Genomic DNA, 18487 nt, shown 5'->3' with positions numbered 1-18487 from the left:
TAAAAGGTCCAAACCATTCTTGGTTCGTATTGATCGTCTACCTACTCGAACCTTTCGGTGCAAGCTTTTGATATATAAAATATCTTTCAAATTCAGTGCATTAAGAGACTATTAACGCAAAAAGGGCGCCCTAAATACGGCGCCCCTTCATAACCAATCAGCCGTATACAGCTTCTTTTCCAAAGTGCTTGGTCAGCATGTAGTAGACTACCGCACGATATTTGCTGCGCTCGGACATACCATAAGTTTCTAAAACTGATGTAATCGCCGCATCAAGTTCGGGACTATCTGCAAGGCCCAGCTTTTTGATAAGAAAATTGTTCTTGACCGTCTCAAGTTCTGCTGGCTGACCTGCGGCTACTGTGGACGCATCGGCGTTATAGATCGCCGGACCACAGCCAATTGTCACTTTGGTCAACAGATCAATGTCAGGTGTCATCCCGCACTTGTTCTTCAAGTCATCAGCATATTTCGCAATTAAATCGTCGCGCTTACCCATACCGTAAGTCCCCTCGTTAAAATACTACCGGACAACCACCGTGGCCCCCGTTTGCGTAGGGTAAGCGCTAAGTCAGCCGCGTCAAAGGGAAAATTTGAGTGCTGTCTGACGCCGCGCATTTCACGCAGACCTTAAGCGCAAAATGCCGCCGGTTTGACCCGGCGGCGTTTCAAATACTTTTCATCGTAAGTTTAGTAGCGGTAGTGCTCTGGCTTGAATGGACCATCTGGTGAAACACCAATGTAGGCTGCCTGCTCTGGATCCAGTTGGGACAGTTTCACGCCAATACGCTTAAGGTGCAAACGCGCTACCTTCTCGTCCAAATGCTTGGGCAAGATGTAGACGTCGTTTTTGTATTCATTACCGCGCACCCACAACTCAATCTGTGCAAGCACTTGGTTTGTGAATGATGCTGACATCACAAAAGACGGGTGACCCGTTGCGTTACCAAGGTTCAACAAGCGGCCCTCTGAAAGCAGGATAAGACGGTTGCCTGACGGCATCTCGATCATATCCACCTGCTCTTTGATGTTTGTCCACTTATGGTTCTTCAGAGATGCAACTTGGATCTCGTTGTCGAAGTGGCCGATGTTGCCAACAATCGCCATGTCCTTCATCTCGCGCATATGCTCAATGCGGATCACGTCTTTGTTGCCAGTTGTGGTGATGAAGATGTCAGCGGTGTCTACAACATCTTCGAGCAGAACCACTTCAAAGCCGTCCATTGCCGCTTGGAGCGCACAGATAGGATCAACCTCTGTGACTTTTACGCGTGCGCCCGCACCCGCAAGCGATGCAGCTGAGCCTTTACCAACGTCGCCGTAGCCCATGACAACCGCAACTTTACCGGCCATCATTGTATCGGTGGCCCGGCGGATGCCATCAACAAGGCTCTCTTTACAGCCATATTTATTATCGAACTTCGATTTGGTGACAGAGTCGTTCACATTGATCGCGGGGAACGGAAGCTGTCCTTGCTTCACCAGATCGTAAAGACGGTGAACGCCAGTGGTTGTTTCCTCGGACACGCCTTTGATTTGGCCACGCATCTTTGTGAACCAGCCTGGGCTTTCCTTCATGCGCTTTTTGATCTGTGCAAATACAGCGACTTCTTCTTCGGATGTCGGCACTTCGATGAGGTCAGTTTCGCCGTTCTCAACGCGGGCGCCCAGCAGAATATACAAAGTCGCGTCGCCACCGTCATCAAGGATCAGGTTCGGCCCATCTGGGAACATGAAAGATTTATCGAGGTAGTCCCAGTGCTCCTCAAGAGACTGGCCCTTGATCGCAAACACAGGCGTACCACCTGCAGCAATTGCAGCCGCCGCATGGTCTTGGGTGGAGAAGATGTTGCACGACGCCCAGCGAACGTCCGCGCCAAGGTACACAAGCGTCTCAATCAGAACCGCCGTTTGAATGGTCATGTGCAGAGAACCGACGATACGCGCACCCGCTAAAGGCTTGGTATCACCATACTCTTCCCGTAGCGCCATCAGACCCGGCATTTCCGTTTCAGCAATATCAAGCTCTTTACGGCCAAAATCAGCCAAAGAGATATCTTTAACAATGTAATCGTTCGCCATAATGGCCTCACTTTTCGTTTTGAATTTAACGGGCAGATAGCACTCCAGACCCATCTCGACAATGCGTAGAAGGGTCCTTAGTTTCGAGCCGTGATCTTACGGGGCGTATCTGATGAAACAACCACGAGCTTGGCAGCGTATGCTATCGGGACGACGACTTGACCTGCTTGACCCGACACCAGTCGACATTGAGATCGAAGATATCGCTCACGGGTTGGCGTTTGTTGCCCGCTGGAATGGACAGACGATCGGTGATTTCGCCTATTCCGTTGCTGAACACTCACTGCTTGTTGAGACAATTTTTTCCCGAATGAACCCCAGCGCCCCCGCAAAATGGCAGCTAGCTGCGCTTTTGCATGATGCACCTGAATACGTGATTGGCGATATGATTAGCCCCGTTAAGGCCGCCGTTGGACCGGGTTACAGTGCTTTGGATGAACGCCTTGAGGCAGCAATCCACATTCGCTTTGGTCTACCGGCAAAAATACCAGTAGCTGTTAAGAAAAAGATCAAAAAGGCTGACCAGATCAGCGCATGGATGGAAGCAGTTCAGATCGCAGGATTTTCCGAGGCGGAGGCAGATAAGTTCTTTGGCAAACCAAATGGAGCATTGATTGGCGATCTTGAAATCGTACTTCGCCCCGCACCCGTTGTACGCGCAGATTACACCGCGCGCTACAACGCACTTATTGAGAAGCTTTAGCTTATCGCGGGCTACGTTTTGCCAAAATGCGCTGCAACGTGCGCCTGTGCATGTTCAAGCGGCGTGCTGTCTCGGAAACATTTCGGTCACAAAGCTCATAGACACGCTGAATATGCTCCCAACGAACACGGTCCGCTGACATCGGGTTTTCTGGTGGTGGGGGCAATTCGTCATCGCCCGACAAAAGTGCGTTGGTAATGTCATTCGCATCAGCTGGCTTTGATAAATAATCAGTAGCTCCGATCTTTACCGCAGCAACAGCAGTCGCAATTGCACCGTATCCCGTCAACACGACGATACGGCTGTCGGGGCGGCGCGCGCGCAGAACCTCAACCACATCCAGACCGTTCCCATCACCTAACCGTAAATCCACAACGGCATATGCAGGCGGACGCGCAGTGGCGATCGCCTTGCCCCCTGCAACACTGTCAGAAGTCTCAACCGCAAAGCCGCGCTTTTCCATTGCTTTCGCAAGACGCTTTAGAAACGGCTCATCGTCATCGACCAAAAGCAATGTCTTGTCTTCGCCAATTTCATACTTTGCTTCAGCCGACATGGTGATCTCCCAAACTGGTCTATGAGTGATGATATGGAGTGAACTGTTATGCGGTCAATTTCTTAGACAGCATCCATCATGCAAGCCATCTGCTCTGCCATGCGGTCTGGTCGAATTTGCCTACCAAAAGGTTGAACGATGCCTTGCTCAGGAAGCACAAAATAGCTCTGCGTAGAATGGTCGACCAAATAGTAATCTGGGTCACCTTCTTGGCGTTGGTAGAAAGTTTTGTACGCTCTGGATGCTACTTTCACCTGCTCAGGCGTACCCGTCAGTGCCGTCATATCTTCGCCAAAATTAAAGACGTAATCTGCCAAAACTTCAGGCGTATCACGCTCAGGATCAATGGAGATGAAAACAGGTTTCACGTCTTTTCCCTGATCGGCCAAGACATCAATCGCATCAACGTTTCGCACAACATCAAGCGGGCAAATATCAGGGCAAAACGTGTAGCCAAAATAAACCAGCGAAGGCTGTGTTAGAACATCCTCGTCAGTGACTGTCTCACCGTTATGATTTACCAAAGTGAACGGTCCACCAAGCTGACCACCGGCAACAGCCATAACGTTGCACTGCTCAAACCTGTTCGATGGCGCCAAAATAGTTGTCGCCAAAACTCCAGCAATAACCAGTGCTGTTGTCGAAACACCCGCAGCAATAGCGAAACCCTTAGCCATAATTAACGCCCTCTCACATTCCAAAAGTAGTCTTGCCCGCTAAGTAGCAGGATATGGTAGGCTTTGATAAGCGACCATGGGTCACATTAAGGACAAGTCAACGTGCCAACAAAACACGCATCCGAGATTGCTCTTTTTGAGGAAAGTGCGCGCGCCAACTGGATCAGGATACGGACACTGATCGGCTTAAGGTGGCTCGCCATTACCGGACAACTTGCTGCGATGGCGGTGGGGAAAATCTACTTCTCGCTCAGCCTTGATTTGAGGCTATGCCTGATGGTTGTTGGCGCAGGTATCATATTTAATCTGATCGCGACGTTCGTACTCCCGGAAAACAAGAGGTTGGACGAGAACGAAGCGCTTTCCATGATCATGTTTGATCTTGGACAGTTGGCGCTTTTGCTCTTTTTGACCGGGGGTATGAACAACCCGTTTGCTGTGTTGCTGATCGCGCCCGTGACCATATCGGCCACAGCACTTAGCACCCGCTCAACAATTGCTGTTGGTGGACTGACGTTGCTAGCGATTACCGCTCTCACAACGTTTTACGTACCGCTGAGAACCGCGCAGGGCTTCATCCATGAGATGCCGTCTATTTTGCTCTTCGGTTTCTGGGTATCCATGGGTGTTGGCGTCATCTTTATCGGACTTTACGCACGCCGCGTCACAGTTGAAATGAACACAATGTCCAATGCGCTAGTCGCTACTCAAATGGCCCTCGCCCGTGAGCAGAAATTGACAGACTTGGGGGGTGTTGTTGCTGCAGCCGCACATGAGCTTGGAACACCGCTCGCCACCATTAAACTTGTAAGTGCCGAGTTGATGGAAGAGCTTTCCGAACAACCTGACCTTTATGATGACGCTAAACTAATCCGCGAGCAGTCGGAACGCTGTCGCGAGATTTTGCATTCGATGGGGCGCGCCGGAAAAGAAGATAAGCACCTGATGACAGCACCAATTTCAGCCGTTCTTCAGGAGGCCGCGGAGCCCCACATGAACCGTGGAAAGGCCGTTAATTTTGACGTTTCAGCAATTGATGACACGCACGACATTCCACAACCTCACATCAATCGTCGGCCCGAAATTATTCACGGACTGCGGAACCTTATCCAAAACGCGGTGGACTTCGCCGATACGCAAGTTTGGATAGATGTGCAATGGAGCGATACCGAAATAACACTGCGGATCACTGATGATGGCGACGGGTTTTCACAGCAGGTGTTTAACCGGATTGGCGATCCATTTGTTAAACGCCGCAACTCACAACCCGATCAGCAAAAAAGACCAGGTTACGAGGGAATGGGACTTGGTCTATTTATTGCTAAAACACTACTCGAAAGATCGGGCGCGACCCTGCGTTTTTCAAACGGATCAGGTCCTACCATTGAGTCATCCACACCACTCAACCGAAGCGGCGCAATCGTCGAAGTGTCATGGCTAGCCTCCAAAATAATCAGCAACAAAACAATTTCACTTGGCGAAAATGAGCAATTTCACGTCTAAAATTTTGGCTTGTTAATATTTTCTTTAATTTCGTTTTCTACATACTCTGTTAGTAGTTCGACGGAGTAACGATGGCGTCTTTTGTATTTTTTTCCGCCTGCCTTGTATTTTTTACGGCAGCCAATTGGTGGATTAATTCATCCACCCTAACAGCCCAAAAACCAACTTATTCACTCGGAACAAATGACGAAAGGCGAACGATTTTCCTTTTTGAGGACGGGTATCTGGTTGATGCAACAAACACCGCTAAGGCATTGTTAAAGGACATAAGCCAGCCCAGTAACCTTGATGATTGGGCCCACTTCAAATCAGCCGTTACTGATGATTTTGCTGATCTAGATGCGCACGCTGAAACTGCCGTGTCTTTGGGTCACTCAACACTGAAATCACATAGGGACGAACGGCTGTTGCTTACCTTCGAGGCTATTCACACCCTCATTCGTGTCGAGCTTCAAGGCACAAGCGTCACACAGAAAACATCAGCAGATCGAACTTTGTCAGCACCTTTTCTCGTTTGGGAGGAAAATGAAGCAGGTGAGATCGTTTGGGCTAACGCGGCGTACTTGAAGCGTTGCGAACATATTGAAACTTGGCCCCTACCGAGGTTGCTCGACACCACCGGCTTGAAGCAAAAACCTTCGGGTGCTCAGCAGCGAATATCACAAGTTCAAAACCAAAAATTAGTAGAGTGGTATGACGTTTCACATGAAGTCTTGGAAGCAGGGTTTCGGTTCTATGCCACACCAGCGGATCAAGTTGTTGAAGCAGAAGCAAAACTGGATCTATTTCGCCAATCCATGGCAAAAACATTTGCCGCACTATCATGTGGGCTGGCTCTTTTTGATCGTGATGACAGGCTTACCGTCTTCAACCCAGCACTAGCCGATAAATATGCGCTTCCAATCGATTTTCTATTGCGACGCCCATCACTTGATATGTTCCTTCATAAGCTACGCGAACTTCGGCTCACCCCTGCGAACACCCGCTTTGAGGACTGGGCGACAGCCCTCACACCCAACGAAAAAAATGCGGTGGCGACTACCTCGTGGACCACAACAAAAGGTCGCAAATTAACAGCCGCGGTGATGCCTCACGCGGAAGGGTCGCGCGTGATCTCGATTGAAGAGACACCGGACATGAGCGAGATCATTCAAGCACTGCAGGCCGAAAACATAGCGCTGAAAGAAGCTCTTGATCTAATTCCTGAGCCAACTTGCATTATTGATCAGGGCAAAAAAGTATGCGCCGCCAACTCAGCCTTCCGCGTGCAATGGGAAGACAAATTAAACTACCCAATCAGTGCGGCCACAGGCATCGGCAAGCGTGCGAAACATACAGATAAATGGGACCAAGTGCGTGCAGCCCTCAACAAACCAATGTCCGTTCATCATTGGAAAAGCCAATTAGCTCTAGAAGGTAACAACTCAGTCGCGCTGAATATTGATCGAAAGGCAAGTGGGCACATGCTCGTGCAGTTCTCAGAGCGACCAAGCGACACATCCGCAGTAGAGAATACAAGCAGGGCCGCACTTTAACGCCTTGCTACTATAAGGTGACGGTTTAATGTGCGAGGTATGGCCTCAATCCTGTATCACACTGAGACAACCTCACCCGACCAGACGGCAGACTTAGCCGTCAGTATTGGTCAAGTTCTAAAGGCTGGGGACTGCCTGCTTTTGGTTGGGTCAGTCGGGGCCGGAAAATCACTTTTCGCCCGCGCGCTAATACAGTCTTTGCAAGACACGCCAGAAGATGTTCCAAGCCCAACATTCACAATTGTTCAGACCTATGAAACCAAACTGGGTGATCTTTGGCATTGTGATCTTTACCGTATTTCAAGTCCTCATGAAGTGATTGAGCTTGGCCTAGATGATGCGATGGCTACTGCCGTCACGCTCATCGAGTGGCCCAAAAACTTGGCGGATCTAACACCGCCAGATGCACTTACAATCCGAATTAACGATCTTGGCGGTGATGTTCGAAAATTATCATTCGAAAGTACAGATGCGGATTGGGCGGCATCTCTTGAGAAAGTTTTCGAAAATGCGGTCTAAACTAGCATCTGAATTCATCGCCAAAACACAATGGTCAGATGCAGAAATGGCTATAATCGCAGGCGATGCTTCAAATAGAAAATACTACCGCCTCAAAAAAACCAGTAGTGCTGATACCGCCATTTTAATGGACGCACCACCTGATAAGGGGGAGAATGTTGTTCCCTTCGTTCTTATTGCCCAACATTTGGAGAGTATTGGACTGAAGCCACCGTCCATATACGCCAAGGATGAGGTAAACGGATTCCTTCTGCTCGAAGATTTAGGCGATGACTTACTGGCAAAACTTGCACCCAACGGGTCAGAGTTTGATCTATACAAAGCCGCCGTCGATGCGCTCCTTCACCTGCACCGATCACCACTGCTAGAGACAGCGCTAGAAAAATATTCCGCAGCGGAGATGGCCCCCCTCGGGTGTCTTTCTATAGAGTGGTACGCTCAAAATGCCGGTGGAACGGGTAATGCCAAGGCTCAGCTGGAAACGGCTTTATTTACTGCGATAGAAGCAACTGAAACCGCCACGCCAGTTCTTGTTTTACGCGACTACCACGCTGAAAATCTACTCTGGACGCCGATGTTTGAGGCCCCGAAAAACATCGGCCTTCTAGATTTTCAAGACGCTCGGGTTGGCCAGCCAACATATGATTTAGTCTCACTGCTCGGCGATGCCCGCCGCGACGTATCAATACCAGTGCGTGATGACCTACTGCAATATTATCAATCCGAAAGCGGCATCGACCCTGATAAATTTAGCGCCAACTGTGCTGTACAAAGTGCGCAACGAAACCTGCGCATTCTTGGTGTCTTCGCGCGGCTTTGTATCCGTGACGGAAAACCATCCTACCTAGATTTTATTCCACGCGTTTGGGCCAACCTAAAACAGGATCTGCAACATCCAAGCCTTTCGTCGGTAGCACGGATTGTAATCCAAAATATCCCTGAACCAACGCCCGAAACCCTAAATCTATTGAGACGTAAATGCCCAACAAACCATCACTGATGTTATTCGGTGCGGGCTTTGGCACACGTATGGGCGATCTTACAAAGACAACGCCAAAGCCATTGATTTCCGTGGCGGGCAAGCCGCTAGTAGATCATGCTATCGAAATTGCGCATGAAGCAAAAATCGAAAACATCGCCATAAACACTCACTATCTTGCTGAACAGATTCAAGATCACTTTCTCGGAACCGGCATCAAGGTCGTTCACGAAGTACCAACTATTCTTGAAACGGGCGGCGGGTTAAAAAATGCCTTAAGCATTCTGGGCAATGACTCCGTTATCACCATGAATACCGATGCTGTTTGGCGAGGGAACAACCCGATTAATGAACTACTGTCCCACTGGAAACCCAACAAAATGGATGCACTTCTACTTTTGTGTGACCCCAGTCGGACCCACGGCCATCAGGGCGGAGATTTCACCCTTGATGACCACGGCGTAATCTCTCGCGGTGGGCCTTTTGTCTACAGTGGGCTACAGATCATCAAAACAGATGCTCTATCCCAAATACAGCAAACCGCCTTTTCGATCAGCAAACTTTGGGACATATTTAAGCAGTCTGGCACCCTAAGGGGTCATGTATACTCGGGCAAATGGTGCGATGTTGGCCACCCCGAAGGCATAAATATTGCAGAACGAATGTTAGCCAAATGATGTTTCCCCAATCCCCGACGCCCAGAGTATTTCATCTGCCCCTTGGCTGTGACTTTCCAAAAACTATTGCACGCGGGCTTGAACAACGACTGCATGGACATGATCCGATGTCATGGGCAAAGACCACGTTAATATTCAATACCCGTCGTTCGGAACAGCGTGTCACAGAATTGCTTGCCTCTGGCCCAGCGCGCCTTTTACCAAGGATCAAGCTTCTTTCAGGTCTTGATGATACACCAGAAACACGCGCCATACCCCAACCTGTATCACGCATTCGCAGACATCTTGAGCTTGCCCAACTGATTGATGCACTGCTCACTGCTTCGCCAGAGCTTGCGCCCCGCTCTGCCCTGTTTGACCTTGCAGATAGCCTTGCCCGTCTCATTGATGAGATACAAAGTGAGGCGGTTGACCCAGAAGCTATAAGAAACATTGATGTGTCGGATCACTCTGCACATTGGCAACGTACGCAACAATTCTTGACTATTGCACAGCAGTATCTGGCAGAAACGTCTCTACCCGATAAAGAAAACCGTCAAGGCATGGTCGTCGATGCGCTTATTGGGACTTGGCTCAAAAATCCGCCAGAGCATCCTATCATTCTTGCCGGCTCAACAGGATCTCGCGGGACAACGGCAAGGTTGATGCGCGCCATCGCAAGCCTGCCACAAGGCGCTGTCATCCTGCCGGGTTTTGACACCTCAATGACCACTCGCGATTGGGCAAACCTATCATCAGAGAAACACAAAGCTGAAGACCATCCGCAGTACCGCCTGAAGGCGTTTATGGATGAGGTCGATGTAAGTCCGGATCAAGTACAGCCGTGGGATGAAACAGTTGCAGCAGAGCCGACCAAACGGACGCAACTGATATCACTGGCCCTGCGCCCCGCGCCGATCACGGATCAATGGCTTAGCGAAGGTCCAAAACTTGGTGATTTGGAAGAGTGCTGCGAAGATATCACGCTTCTCAACGCCCCATCGCCACGGCTTGAGGCGCAAGCGATATCGATCGGTATTCGAGACGCCGTTGAGCAAGGCAAAACGGTAGCGCTTATTTCGCCTGATCGTACCCTGACACGCCGCGTTAGTGCTGCGCTCGACAGGTGGCGCATTCGGGCTGACGACAGTGCTGGCATCCCGCTACACCTCACAGCACCGGGCCGACTGCTAGATCAAACAGCACGCCTAATGGGCGAACCTGTTACCGCCGATACGCTATTAGCATTACTTAAAAACCCTCTGGTCTTTTCAGGCGGGGATCGCGGTAACCACCTTAGGTGGACGCGGAACCTTGAGATCTACATCCGCAAATACGGCATGCCTTTTCCCACTGAAGAACTGCTTGTGGCATGGGCAAACGGTGAAAAAGACGAAGGTGTTGGTACGTGGGCCAGCCTTATAGGGCGTGCAGTTTCTGTTCTCTCAGCCACCAGCACACAACCTTTACCCCATCTCATTAAGGTACACCTCAAATACGCCGAATTACTATCAACGGGCGACAGTTCTCAGGGCGATGGCGCACTTTGGTTGCGCGACGAAGGTAAGAAAGCGCTGCAAACCGTGACGCTTCTCCAGCAAGACGCAGTCTATGGAAACGATCTATCCCCCCACGATTATCAGGCCCTATTCCACCGTATTTTAGCAAATGAAGAAGTCCGCGACCGGGAACAACCAAGACCAGACGTTTTTATTTGGGGTACCCTCGAGGCACGTGTTGGCGGCGCAGATATTGTTATTCTTGCTGGCCTCAATGAAGGAAGCTGGCCGGAAGCTGCGGCTCATGATCCATGGCTCAACCGCAAAATGCGAAACGAGGTTGGCCTGCTATCTCCTGATCGCAAACTTGGCTTATCTGCGCACGACTTCCAAATCGCAGCGGCAGGGCCAAAAATATGGCTGTCGCGGTCAGCCCGCAGTAGCGATGCCGAGACAGTCCCATCTAGATGGTTGAACAGGATTACAAACCTTGTTCAGGGCCTACCAAAGCAAAACGGTGAGGCGGCTTATAAAGGAATGTTGGCGCGCGGTGATAAGTGGCTCCGGCTCGCTATTGAATTGGAAAAACCACAACAGAAAGTTGAACCGGCCAAACGTCCTGCCCCGCGCCCACCTGTAGGCGCCCGACCCCGCCATTTGTCAGTCACTCGGTTCAAACACCTGATCCGCGATCCCTACAATGTCTATGCGCGCGACATCCTCAAACTAAAGCCGCTCCATTCTCTGCGACGATCCGCTGACGCATTGCTGCGTGGAACCGTAGTTCACTCTGTATTTGAGGAGTTCATCAAACAGAACGGGATACAGACGCCAGATCCCGTCGACACAATTCTCAATATTGCCGAGGAGGTGTTGGCCCAAAAAGCGCCTTGGCCAACGGCTCAACGTCTGTGGCTGGGGCAGCTAAGCCGCATTGCGCACGAGTTTGTTGAACAGGAAAAAGTCAGGCAGCAATACGGGGCGCCAACCCTTCTAGAGCAAAAGGGAAAGCTTACGTTTGCCGACATATCGTTCGACCTCACGGCCCAAGCGGACCGGATCGACATGACCGAAACGGGTAGTGCGATTATCTACGACTACAAAACAGGTACCCCGCCACAGAAAAAACCACAGCTTCTGTTTGACCGTCAGCTTTTGCTTCAAATGCTGATGATTGAAGAAGGTGCGTTTTCTGAATTAGGGCCTGTGCCCGCTGAAAGCGGTGTGTTTCTAAAAGTCGGTTCATCACTACAAAGCATGCCAGCCCCTATTGATGCGACCTCAATTACAGAGATCAAAACAGAACTACGCGCGCTTATTTTAGCCTATGATAATCCGGATCAGGGATATCTTGCGCGCAGGCAAACTGAAAAAGACACCTATGCAAACGAGTACGATCACCTCTCGCGATTTGGGGAGTGGGACATCACGGACGAACCGAACCCAGAGGTACTGAAATGATTATCCCGAACGACGCAAGCCTTCGGCAAATTCAAGCCGCCCGCCCCGATATGTCAACCTGGCTTGCGGCTAATGCTGGCTCTGGTAAAACCCGCGTTCTCACAGATCGGGTCGCACGCTTGCTTCTGTCTGGTGTTCCGCCAGAGCGCATTTTGTGTCTGACCTACACCAAAGCCGCCGCAAGTGAGATGCAGAACCGGCTGTTCCAAAGACTGGGGGATTGGGCAATGAAGCCAGAACCCGACCTGCGTAAGGAATTAATCGGGCTTGGTGTTGATGATGCGTGGTCAGATCATGATCTGAACAATGCGCGGCGCCTATTCGCCCGTGCGATCGAAGCACCCGGCGGGCTCAAAATTCAAACAATCCACTCGTTTTGCGCCACACTTTTACGGCGGTTCCCCCTTGAGGCCGGTGTGTCGCCCCAATTCACCGAAATGGAAGACCGTGCAGGCGTGCTACTACGCGAAGCTGTTTTGGACGATATTGCGACCGGCCCAAATCGGCACCTTCTTGATGATTTGGCGATGCAAATTACCGATCAGGATTTTGAAAAACTCTCGCGCGATATCATCAAGAACAAGGCCCTGTACGCAACTGATATATCGATTGAAGACGTATTGGACCTGCCTTCTGGAACGACCGAAAAGTCATTAGTTGATCAAGCTTTTGACGGGTCTGAAGGCGATCTCTTTACCGCCCTAATTCCAATTTTACGCACATCGTCAGCCAACGATACCAAGCTTGCTGACGCGCTGGATGCCATAAAAACGTTCGATTACGCAGCTATTTCAGAGCTCGCAAAGCCGCTTCTTTTTCATAGTGGCGCCAATAATCGGCGCGCTAAAATTGGACGCGCTCCAACAAAGGCAATCGCGGAAAAGCATCCTGAGCTCACTGCACAACTTCATGATCTGATGGAGCGTATTGAAGGTGCGCAAGAGCTGAAATTAAAGCTCGACACCGCCCACAAAACCAAAGCCCTAAATGCTTTTGCGCGTGTCTTTCTACCAAAATATGAGGCTGCCAAAACGGTCCGTGGATGGCTTGATTTTGACGACCTAATTGAGAAAACAAACGATCTTCTTTCCAATCAAAGTATGGCGTCATGGGTTCTGTTTCGTCTCGATGGCGGAATTGACCACATCCTCGTGGACGAGGCGCAGGACACCAGCCCGACACAATGGAGCGTCATTGAAAACCTCGCCTCAGAATTCACCAGCGGTCTTGGCGCGCGTGATGATGTAGAGCGGACTATTTTTGTTGTCGGTGATCCCAAGCAGTCAATCTATTCGTTCCAAGGGGCCAAACCTGCCGGCTTTTCTGAAATGCGTGATAGCTTTCAAAGCAAGCTGGAAAGCATCCAAAAACCTTTTCAACCACTACAGCTTGAATACTCGTTTCGCTCATCGGCAGCAGTTTTAAACAGCGTCGACAAGGTCTTTTCAAAAGGTGACGCGACAAGCCTAGGCGGCACAGCTTTACACAAGGCGTTCAAGACTGAACTTGCTGGCCGCGTAGATATTTTTCCAGTTGTTGAGCCACAAAAGACCGAGGATGATCTGCCCTGGCACACGCCCCTCGACCGTAAATCACCACAAGACGCAACAGTGATCTTGGCCAAACGCATTGCAGCGCGAATTCGCCATATGATCGATACGAAAGTTGGTATTCCTGACGAAGAAACACCGAACGTATTCCGTCCCGTTCACGAGGGCGATTTTCTAATTCTCGTTCGTAAAAGGTCAGCAATTTTTCACGAGCTGATCCGTGCCTGCAAAACAGAAGGCCTTAAAATTGCGGGCGCTGACAAACTGAAAATTGCGGGCGAGTTGGCGGTAAAAGATCTCACTGCGCTGCTTGCCTTCTTATCGACGCCCGAAGATGATCTCGCGCTTGCGGGGCTGCTGAAATCGCCCCTGTTTGGCTGGAGTGAACAGGACTTGTTCGATCTGGCCCATCGCCGCGCTGCCAAAAAATATCTTTGGCAAGAAATGCGGGACAGGCGCACTGAGTTTCCTGAAACCATGGAAGTGCTGGATGATCTGCGAAATTCATCGGATTTTCTTCGCCCGTTTGATCTTCTGGAACGTGCCCTTACCCGTCACGATGGTCGGCGAAAGCTAATCGCCCGCTTGGGTGAAGAGGCCGTTGACGGCATTGATGCGCTGCTCGACCAAGCACAGTCGTACGAGCAAAACGACGTACCAAACCTGACCGGCTTTTTGACGTGGCTCGAGGCAGAAGACGTTGAGATCAAGCGACAAGCCGAAAGTGCAGGTGACCAAATCAGGGTTATGACCATCCATGGCGCTAAGGGGCTGGAAGCGCCGATTGTTATTCTTCCTGAAACAGGCTCGCAGAAAAGCCAGTTCCGCGACCCAACCATCAACAAAGACGGCACCGCTGTTTGGAAGCCTGCCACTGCAGACATGCCCGAATGTCTTGAGGCATCCGTGGAGGAGGCAAAGCGCCTGTCTGCCGAAGAAAGTGACCGATTGCTGTACGTAGCAATGACCCGCGCTGAAAAGTGGCTCATGATTGACGGCGTGATGGACCCTGCGAAAACGACGGATACGTGGTACGGGCGCATCGAAGACGCGGTAACTGAACTTGGTGCAAAGACAGCGCAGCTTGGCGATGAAACGCCTTTCCGTTTTGAGGTTGGCACTTGGGCCGCCACAGATGCGCCCACAACAGCTAAGCATGCAACATCCGTTTCTATACCAACCCACCTAACGCTCAATCCAACAGCGCCTGATGCGAAACAACGCCCACTTTCGCCGTCCATGCTGGGTGGCGCAAAGGCTCTATATAGCGGATCAGACACTCATTTTGACGAAGAAGCCGCGATGCGCCGCGGCACACTCATACACTTGCTTCTCGAATATTTACCCGACGTGCCTCGGCCTGCATGGCAGGAACAGGCGAAACAAATATTACTGACAAACGATGCCTTTGCTGTCGGTCCGCTTGCTGATGAAATCATTCAAGAGGCCATAAACGTCTTAACCGCACCACACTTAGAGTTCTTGTTCTCTGATCACGCAATGGCAGAGGTTGGTATTACATCGCCGCTTTCTCAGCTTGCGGGTAAGCAAGTGTTAGGAACGATTGACCGACTAATCGATCAGGGCGACCACATTCTTGCGGTCGATTTTAAATCAAACGCGATCATTCCCGAAAACCCTCAAGATACGCCCCTAGGCCTGTTGCGCCAAATGGGTGCCTATGCGGCAGCCCTAGAGGCGGTTTTCCCCAACAAACCAATCAAGACGGCTCTTCTATGGACAAAAACAGCCGAGTTGATGGAGCTTCCCCACGATATGGTGATGCAAGCGTTGGAAACGACCCCCATATCTTGACGCTGTGCCCGCCCACTCTTAGGTTCACCGCAACGCAGATCTCAAGGAGAGACCCAATGGCTACCGTTGCAGCAACAGACGACACATTTGACGCAGAAGTCCGCAATTCAGACATCCCCGTTGTGGTAGATTTCTGGGCAGAATGGTGTGGCCCCTGCAAACAAATCGGCCCATCACTTGAAGAACTTTCCGCCGAAATGGACGGCAAAGTGAAAATCGTGAAAGTCGATGTAGACAGCAACCCGAATGCAGCCGCACAAATGGGTGTTCGCGGCATTCCTGCTCTGTTCGTTTTCAAAGACGGCGAAGTTGTTTCAAACCGCAACGGCGCGGCACCAAAAGCAGCGCTGCAAAGCTGGATTGAAGAGTCCATCTAGCAGACGAGGCCAGACGAAAAACAAAGGCGTGCCAAGCAAGGTGCGCCTTTTTTCGTACGCACATCGCCTTGTGAAACACTCGGCCGGCAACCATATTATTTCCACGCACAAAAGCGGGAGCGCAAACATGAGCAACTCAGATTTTCCGGGCTGGCACGGCACCACAATCATCGGCGTTCGCAAAGGCGGCAAGGTCGTCATTGCTGGCGATGGTCAAGTAAGCGTTGGCCAAACCGTGATGAAAGGGACCGCGCGCAAAGTCCGCCGCCTTTCTCCGGGTGGGTATGATGTGGTTGCAGGCTTTGCAGGCTCAACCGCTGATGCTTTTACATTGCTTGAACGCCTCGAGGCAAAACTTGAAGCAACGCCAGGCCAGCTAGCCCGCGCATCAGTAGAGCTTGCGAAAGACTGGCGCACAGACAAATACCTCCAGAAACTTGAGGCGATGCTGATTGTGTCAGACGGAACCGACTTGTTTGTCATTACTGGCGCGGGTGACGTTCTTGAACCTGAGCATAATATCACTGCAATCGGATCTGGCGGTAACTACGCCCTATCCGCAGGCCGCGCGCTTATGGATAGTGATCATGACGCGGAAGAAATTGCGAAACGCGCAATGGCAATTGCCGCAGATATCTGTGTTTACACCAACGGAAACCTCACGATCGAGACGATAAAATCATGACTGACTTAACACCTCCACAGATTGTTGCAGAACTCGATCGTTTCATCATTGGCCAAGCAGACGCAAAGCGCGCCGTTGCTGTTGCCATGCGCAACCGGTGGCGCAGACAGCAATTGCCCGATGATTTACGCGATGAGGTGTATCCCAAAAATATCCTGATGATCGGGCCGACTGGTGTCGGCAAAACTGAGATTAGCCGCCGCCTCGCCAAGCTCGCAAATGCGCCTTTCATCAAAGTTGAAGCTACAAAGTTTACCGAAGTCGGCTATGTCGGTCGCGATGTTGAGCAGATCATCCGCGATCTTGTGGACAGCGCGATCACCCTGACCCGCGAAACAATGCGCGACGAAGTTAAATCAAAAGCAATGAAGTCCGCCGAAGAACGTGTGATCACTGCAATCGCCGGTGAAGATGCAAGAAGCGGCACACGCGAAATGTTCCGCAAAAAACTCATCGCCGGTGAGCTTGACGACACTGTGATTGAGCTCGACGTGGCTGCACCGATGCCGCAAATGCCATCGATGGATATTCCCGGACAACCCGGTGGCGGCCAAATGATGAACCTTGGTGACTTGTTCGGCAAAGCGTTTGCAGGCCGCACCGAGCGTCGGAAAATGACAGTAGCGGAAAGCTATGACGTGCTCGTTGGCGAAGAAGCAGACAAACTGTTGGACGATGAGACGGTGACACAAACCGCGCTTGATGCAGTCTCATCCAGCGGGATCGTTTTTCTGGACGAGATTGATAAAGTCTGCGCCAAAAGCGAAACAAGAAGCGGTGATGTCAGCCGCGAAGGCGTTCAACGCGACCTGCTGCCGCTCATCGAAGGAACGACAGTCTCGACAAAACATGGGCCCGTCAAAACCGATCATATTCTGTTTATCGCATCTGGCGCATTTCACATCGCTAAGCCCTCTGATCTGCTACCCGAATTGCAGGGCCGCTTACCTATTCGCGTTGAATTACGCGCGCTAACTGAGAGCGATTTTGTGCGCATTCTGACAGAAACAGACAACGCGCTTACGCGTCAGTACACCGCCTTAATGGCAACGGAAAATGTGACTGTTTCGTTCACCGCCGAAGGTATTGCTGCCCTTGCCAAAATCGCTGCGGAAGTGAACGAAAGCGTCGAAAATATCGGGGCGCGCAGGCTCTACACTGTGCTGGAGCGGGTGTTTGAAGAACTGTCCTTCACAGCATCTGACCGTAGTGGTGATGAGATAACCGTGGACGCTGCATTTGTTGAGAAACACTTAGGCGAGCTGTCTCGTTCAACAGACCTCAGCCGCTACGTACTTTAACGTTTACGCCGTAGATAAACATAATACGCGCCGCCACCACCGTGTTTTAAATGGGCTTCGCTGACCTGCAAAACAAGTGACGCAACGGGCGCCATGCGCAGCCATTCAGGCACCTGATGACGAAGAACGCCCATCCGTACAGGCATCGGGCCACCCTCGTCTTTGTGTTTGCCTTTGCCTGTGATGACCAAAACCAACCGCTTCCCAGCGCGATGGGACGACATCACAAACCCTATTAAGGCAGGGTGGGCTTCTACAAGCGTCATACCATGCAGATCGATCCGCCCCTCGGGCTTTAGCTTCCCACGCCGTAGGTTCTGAAACGACTTTCTATCCATGTTTACAGGGGCTTCTGCGACCTGCTGCCGGATATCTTTTTGAATGTCATGCTTTCGCGGCAAAGGAGCCGCCCGCGCACCAACCTTGAAGTGGGAAATCGCGGGGTGCTGCTCGGCACGGATTTTCTTTGGGGGCTTTTTGTCAGCGGGCCTACTTACGGGCGCGTGTTGAATTGGCACAGCTGTTTCCGCGACACGCTGCCAAATGGAGCGGTCGTCAGAAGTTAAGCCTTTGGGTTTCTTTGCCACTT

16 protein-coding genes are annotated in these 18487 nt (G+C 51.0%); 11 read left to right on the top strand and 5 right to left on the bottom strand.

The genetic code is table 11. The annotated features are described in order from the left end of the window. Positions 1-157: 157 nt before the first annotated feature. Both NIG5292_RS06000 and ahcY read right to left on the bottom strand, forming a co-directional pair. Positions 158-499 (bottom strand): DUF2853 family protein, encoded by a 342-nt coding sequence (locus tag NIG5292_RS06000; protein WP_048598581.1) that lies wholly within the window; start codon positions 497-499, stop codon positions 158-160. A 191-nt stretch (positions 500-690) separates the two neighbouring features. Beyond that, positions 691-2082: an adenosylhomocysteinase gene (ahcY, locus tag NIG5292_RS05995; protein WP_048598796.1), complete on the bottom strand. Its 1392-nt coding sequence runs from the start codon at positions 2080-2082 to the stop codon at positions 691-693. Positions 2083-2194: 112 nt separating this feature from the next. Between ahcY and NIG5292_RS05990 the strand changes: the two genes are divergently transcribed. Then, on the top strand, positions 2195-2785 hold the full coding sequence (locus tag NIG5292_RS05990; RefSeq protein WP_048598580.1) for an HD domain-containing protein: 591 nt from the start codon (positions 2195-2197) through the stop codon (positions 2783-2785). 1 nt (position 2786) lies between these two features. Here NIG5292_RS05990 and NIG5292_RS05985 read toward each other — a convergent pair whose 3' ends face one another. After that, complete coding sequence (locus NIG5292_RS05985; RefSeq protein ID WP_048598579.1) at positions 2787-3341, bottom strand: ActR/PrrA/RegA family redox response regulator transcription factor; 555 nt, start codon at positions 3339-3341, stop codon at positions 2787-2789. 62 nt (positions 3342-3403) lie between these two features. After that, entirely contained in the window at positions 3404-4018 is a 615-nt protein-coding gene (locus tag NIG5292_RS05980) for an SCO family protein (protein ID WP_048598578.1), read from the bottom strand. Between the two features lie 102 nt (positions 4019-4120). Between NIG5292_RS05980 and regB the strand changes: the two genes are divergently transcribed. The 10 genes from regB (at position 4121) to hslU (ending at position 17898) form a co-directional block, all read left to right on the top strand. After that, positions 4121-5521 (top strand): sensor histidine kinase RegB, encoded by a 1401-nt coding sequence (gene regB, locus NIG5292_RS05975; protein WP_048598577.1) that lies wholly within the window; start codon positions 4121-4123, stop codon positions 5519-5521. A 71-nt stretch (positions 5522-5592) separates the two neighbouring features. Next, positions 5593-7056 (top strand): hypothetical protein, encoded by a 1464-nt coding sequence (locus NIG5292_RS05970; protein ID WP_048598576.1) that lies wholly within the window; start codon positions 5593-5595, stop codon positions 7054-7056. Between the two features lie 39 nt (positions 7057-7095). After that, positions 7096-7575, top strand: coding sequence for a tRNA (adenosine(37)-N6)-threonylcarbamoyltransferase complex ATPase subunit type 1 TsaE (gene tsaE, locus NIG5292_RS05965; protein WP_048598575.1), 480 nt, complete (start codon positions 7096-7098; stop codon positions 7573-7575). After that, the gene (locus NIG5292_RS05960) at positions 7565-8575 is read left to right on the top strand and encodes an aminoglycoside phosphotransferase family protein (RefSeq protein ID WP_048598574.1); all 1011 of its coding nucleotides are present in this window, start codon (positions 7565-7567) and stop codon (positions 8573-8575) included. Before tsaE ends, NIG5292_RS05960 begins: the two co-directional genes overlap by 11 nt. After that, positions 8554-9231 (top strand): nucleotidyltransferase family protein, encoded by a 678-nt coding sequence (locus NIG5292_RS05955; protein ID WP_048598573.1) that lies wholly within the window; start codon positions 8554-8556, stop codon positions 9229-9231. The genes NIG5292_RS05960 and NIG5292_RS05955 overlap by 22 nt, the downstream gene beginning before the upstream one ends. Then, a complete protein-coding gene (addB, locus tag NIG5292_RS05950; protein ID WP_082136638.1) occupies positions 9228-12170 on the top strand; it encodes a double-strand break repair protein AddB in 2943 nt (980 codons plus the stop codon). Before NIG5292_RS05955 ends, addB begins: the two co-directional genes overlap by 4 nt. Further along, a complete protein-coding gene (gene addA, locus NIG5292_RS05945; RefSeq protein WP_048598571.1) occupies positions 12167-15535 on the top strand; it encodes a double-strand break repair helicase AddA in 3369 nt (1122 codons plus the stop codon). The genes addB and addA overlap by 4 nt, the downstream gene beginning before the upstream one ends. Positions 15536-15591: 56 nt before the next feature. Then, positions 15592-15912, top strand: coding sequence for a thioredoxin (gene trxA, locus NIG5292_RS05940; RefSeq protein WP_048598570.1), 321 nt, complete (start codon positions 15592-15594; stop codon positions 15910-15912). Positions 15913-16039: 127 nt separating this feature from the next. After that, positions 16040-16597 (top strand): ATP-dependent protease subunit HslV, encoded by a 558-nt coding sequence (hslV, locus tag NIG5292_RS05935; RefSeq protein ID WP_048598795.1) that lies wholly within the window; start codon positions 16040-16042, stop codon positions 16595-16597. Continuing rightward, positions 16594-17898 carry an ATP-dependent protease ATPase subunit HslU gene (gene hslU / locus NIG5292_RS05930; RefSeq protein ID WP_048598569.1) on the top strand — a complete coding sequence of 435 codons (1305 nt, stop codon included), beginning with the start codon at positions 16594-16596 and terminating at the stop codon, positions 17896-17898. Before hslV ends, hslU begins: the two co-directional genes overlap by 4 nt. On the opposite strand, the gene NIG5292_RS05925 is transcribed toward hslU, so the two are convergent. Next, complete coding sequence (locus tag NIG5292_RS05925; protein WP_048598568.1) at positions 17895-18485, bottom strand: Smr/MutS family protein; 591 nt, start codon at positions 18483-18485, stop codon at positions 17895-17897. The genes hslU and NIG5292_RS05925 overlap by 4 nt on opposite strands. Positions 18486-18487 lie beyond the last annotated feature (2 nt).

It is taken from the genome of Nereida ignava (genome assembly GCF_001049735.1).
GTDB classification, from domain to species: Bacteria; Pseudomonadota; Alphaproteobacteria; order Rhodobacterales; family Rhodobacteraceae; genus Nereida; species Nereida ignava.
Note: the sequence above shows the minus strand (reverse complement) of the source record. Positions and strands in the feature narration are given on the sequence as shown.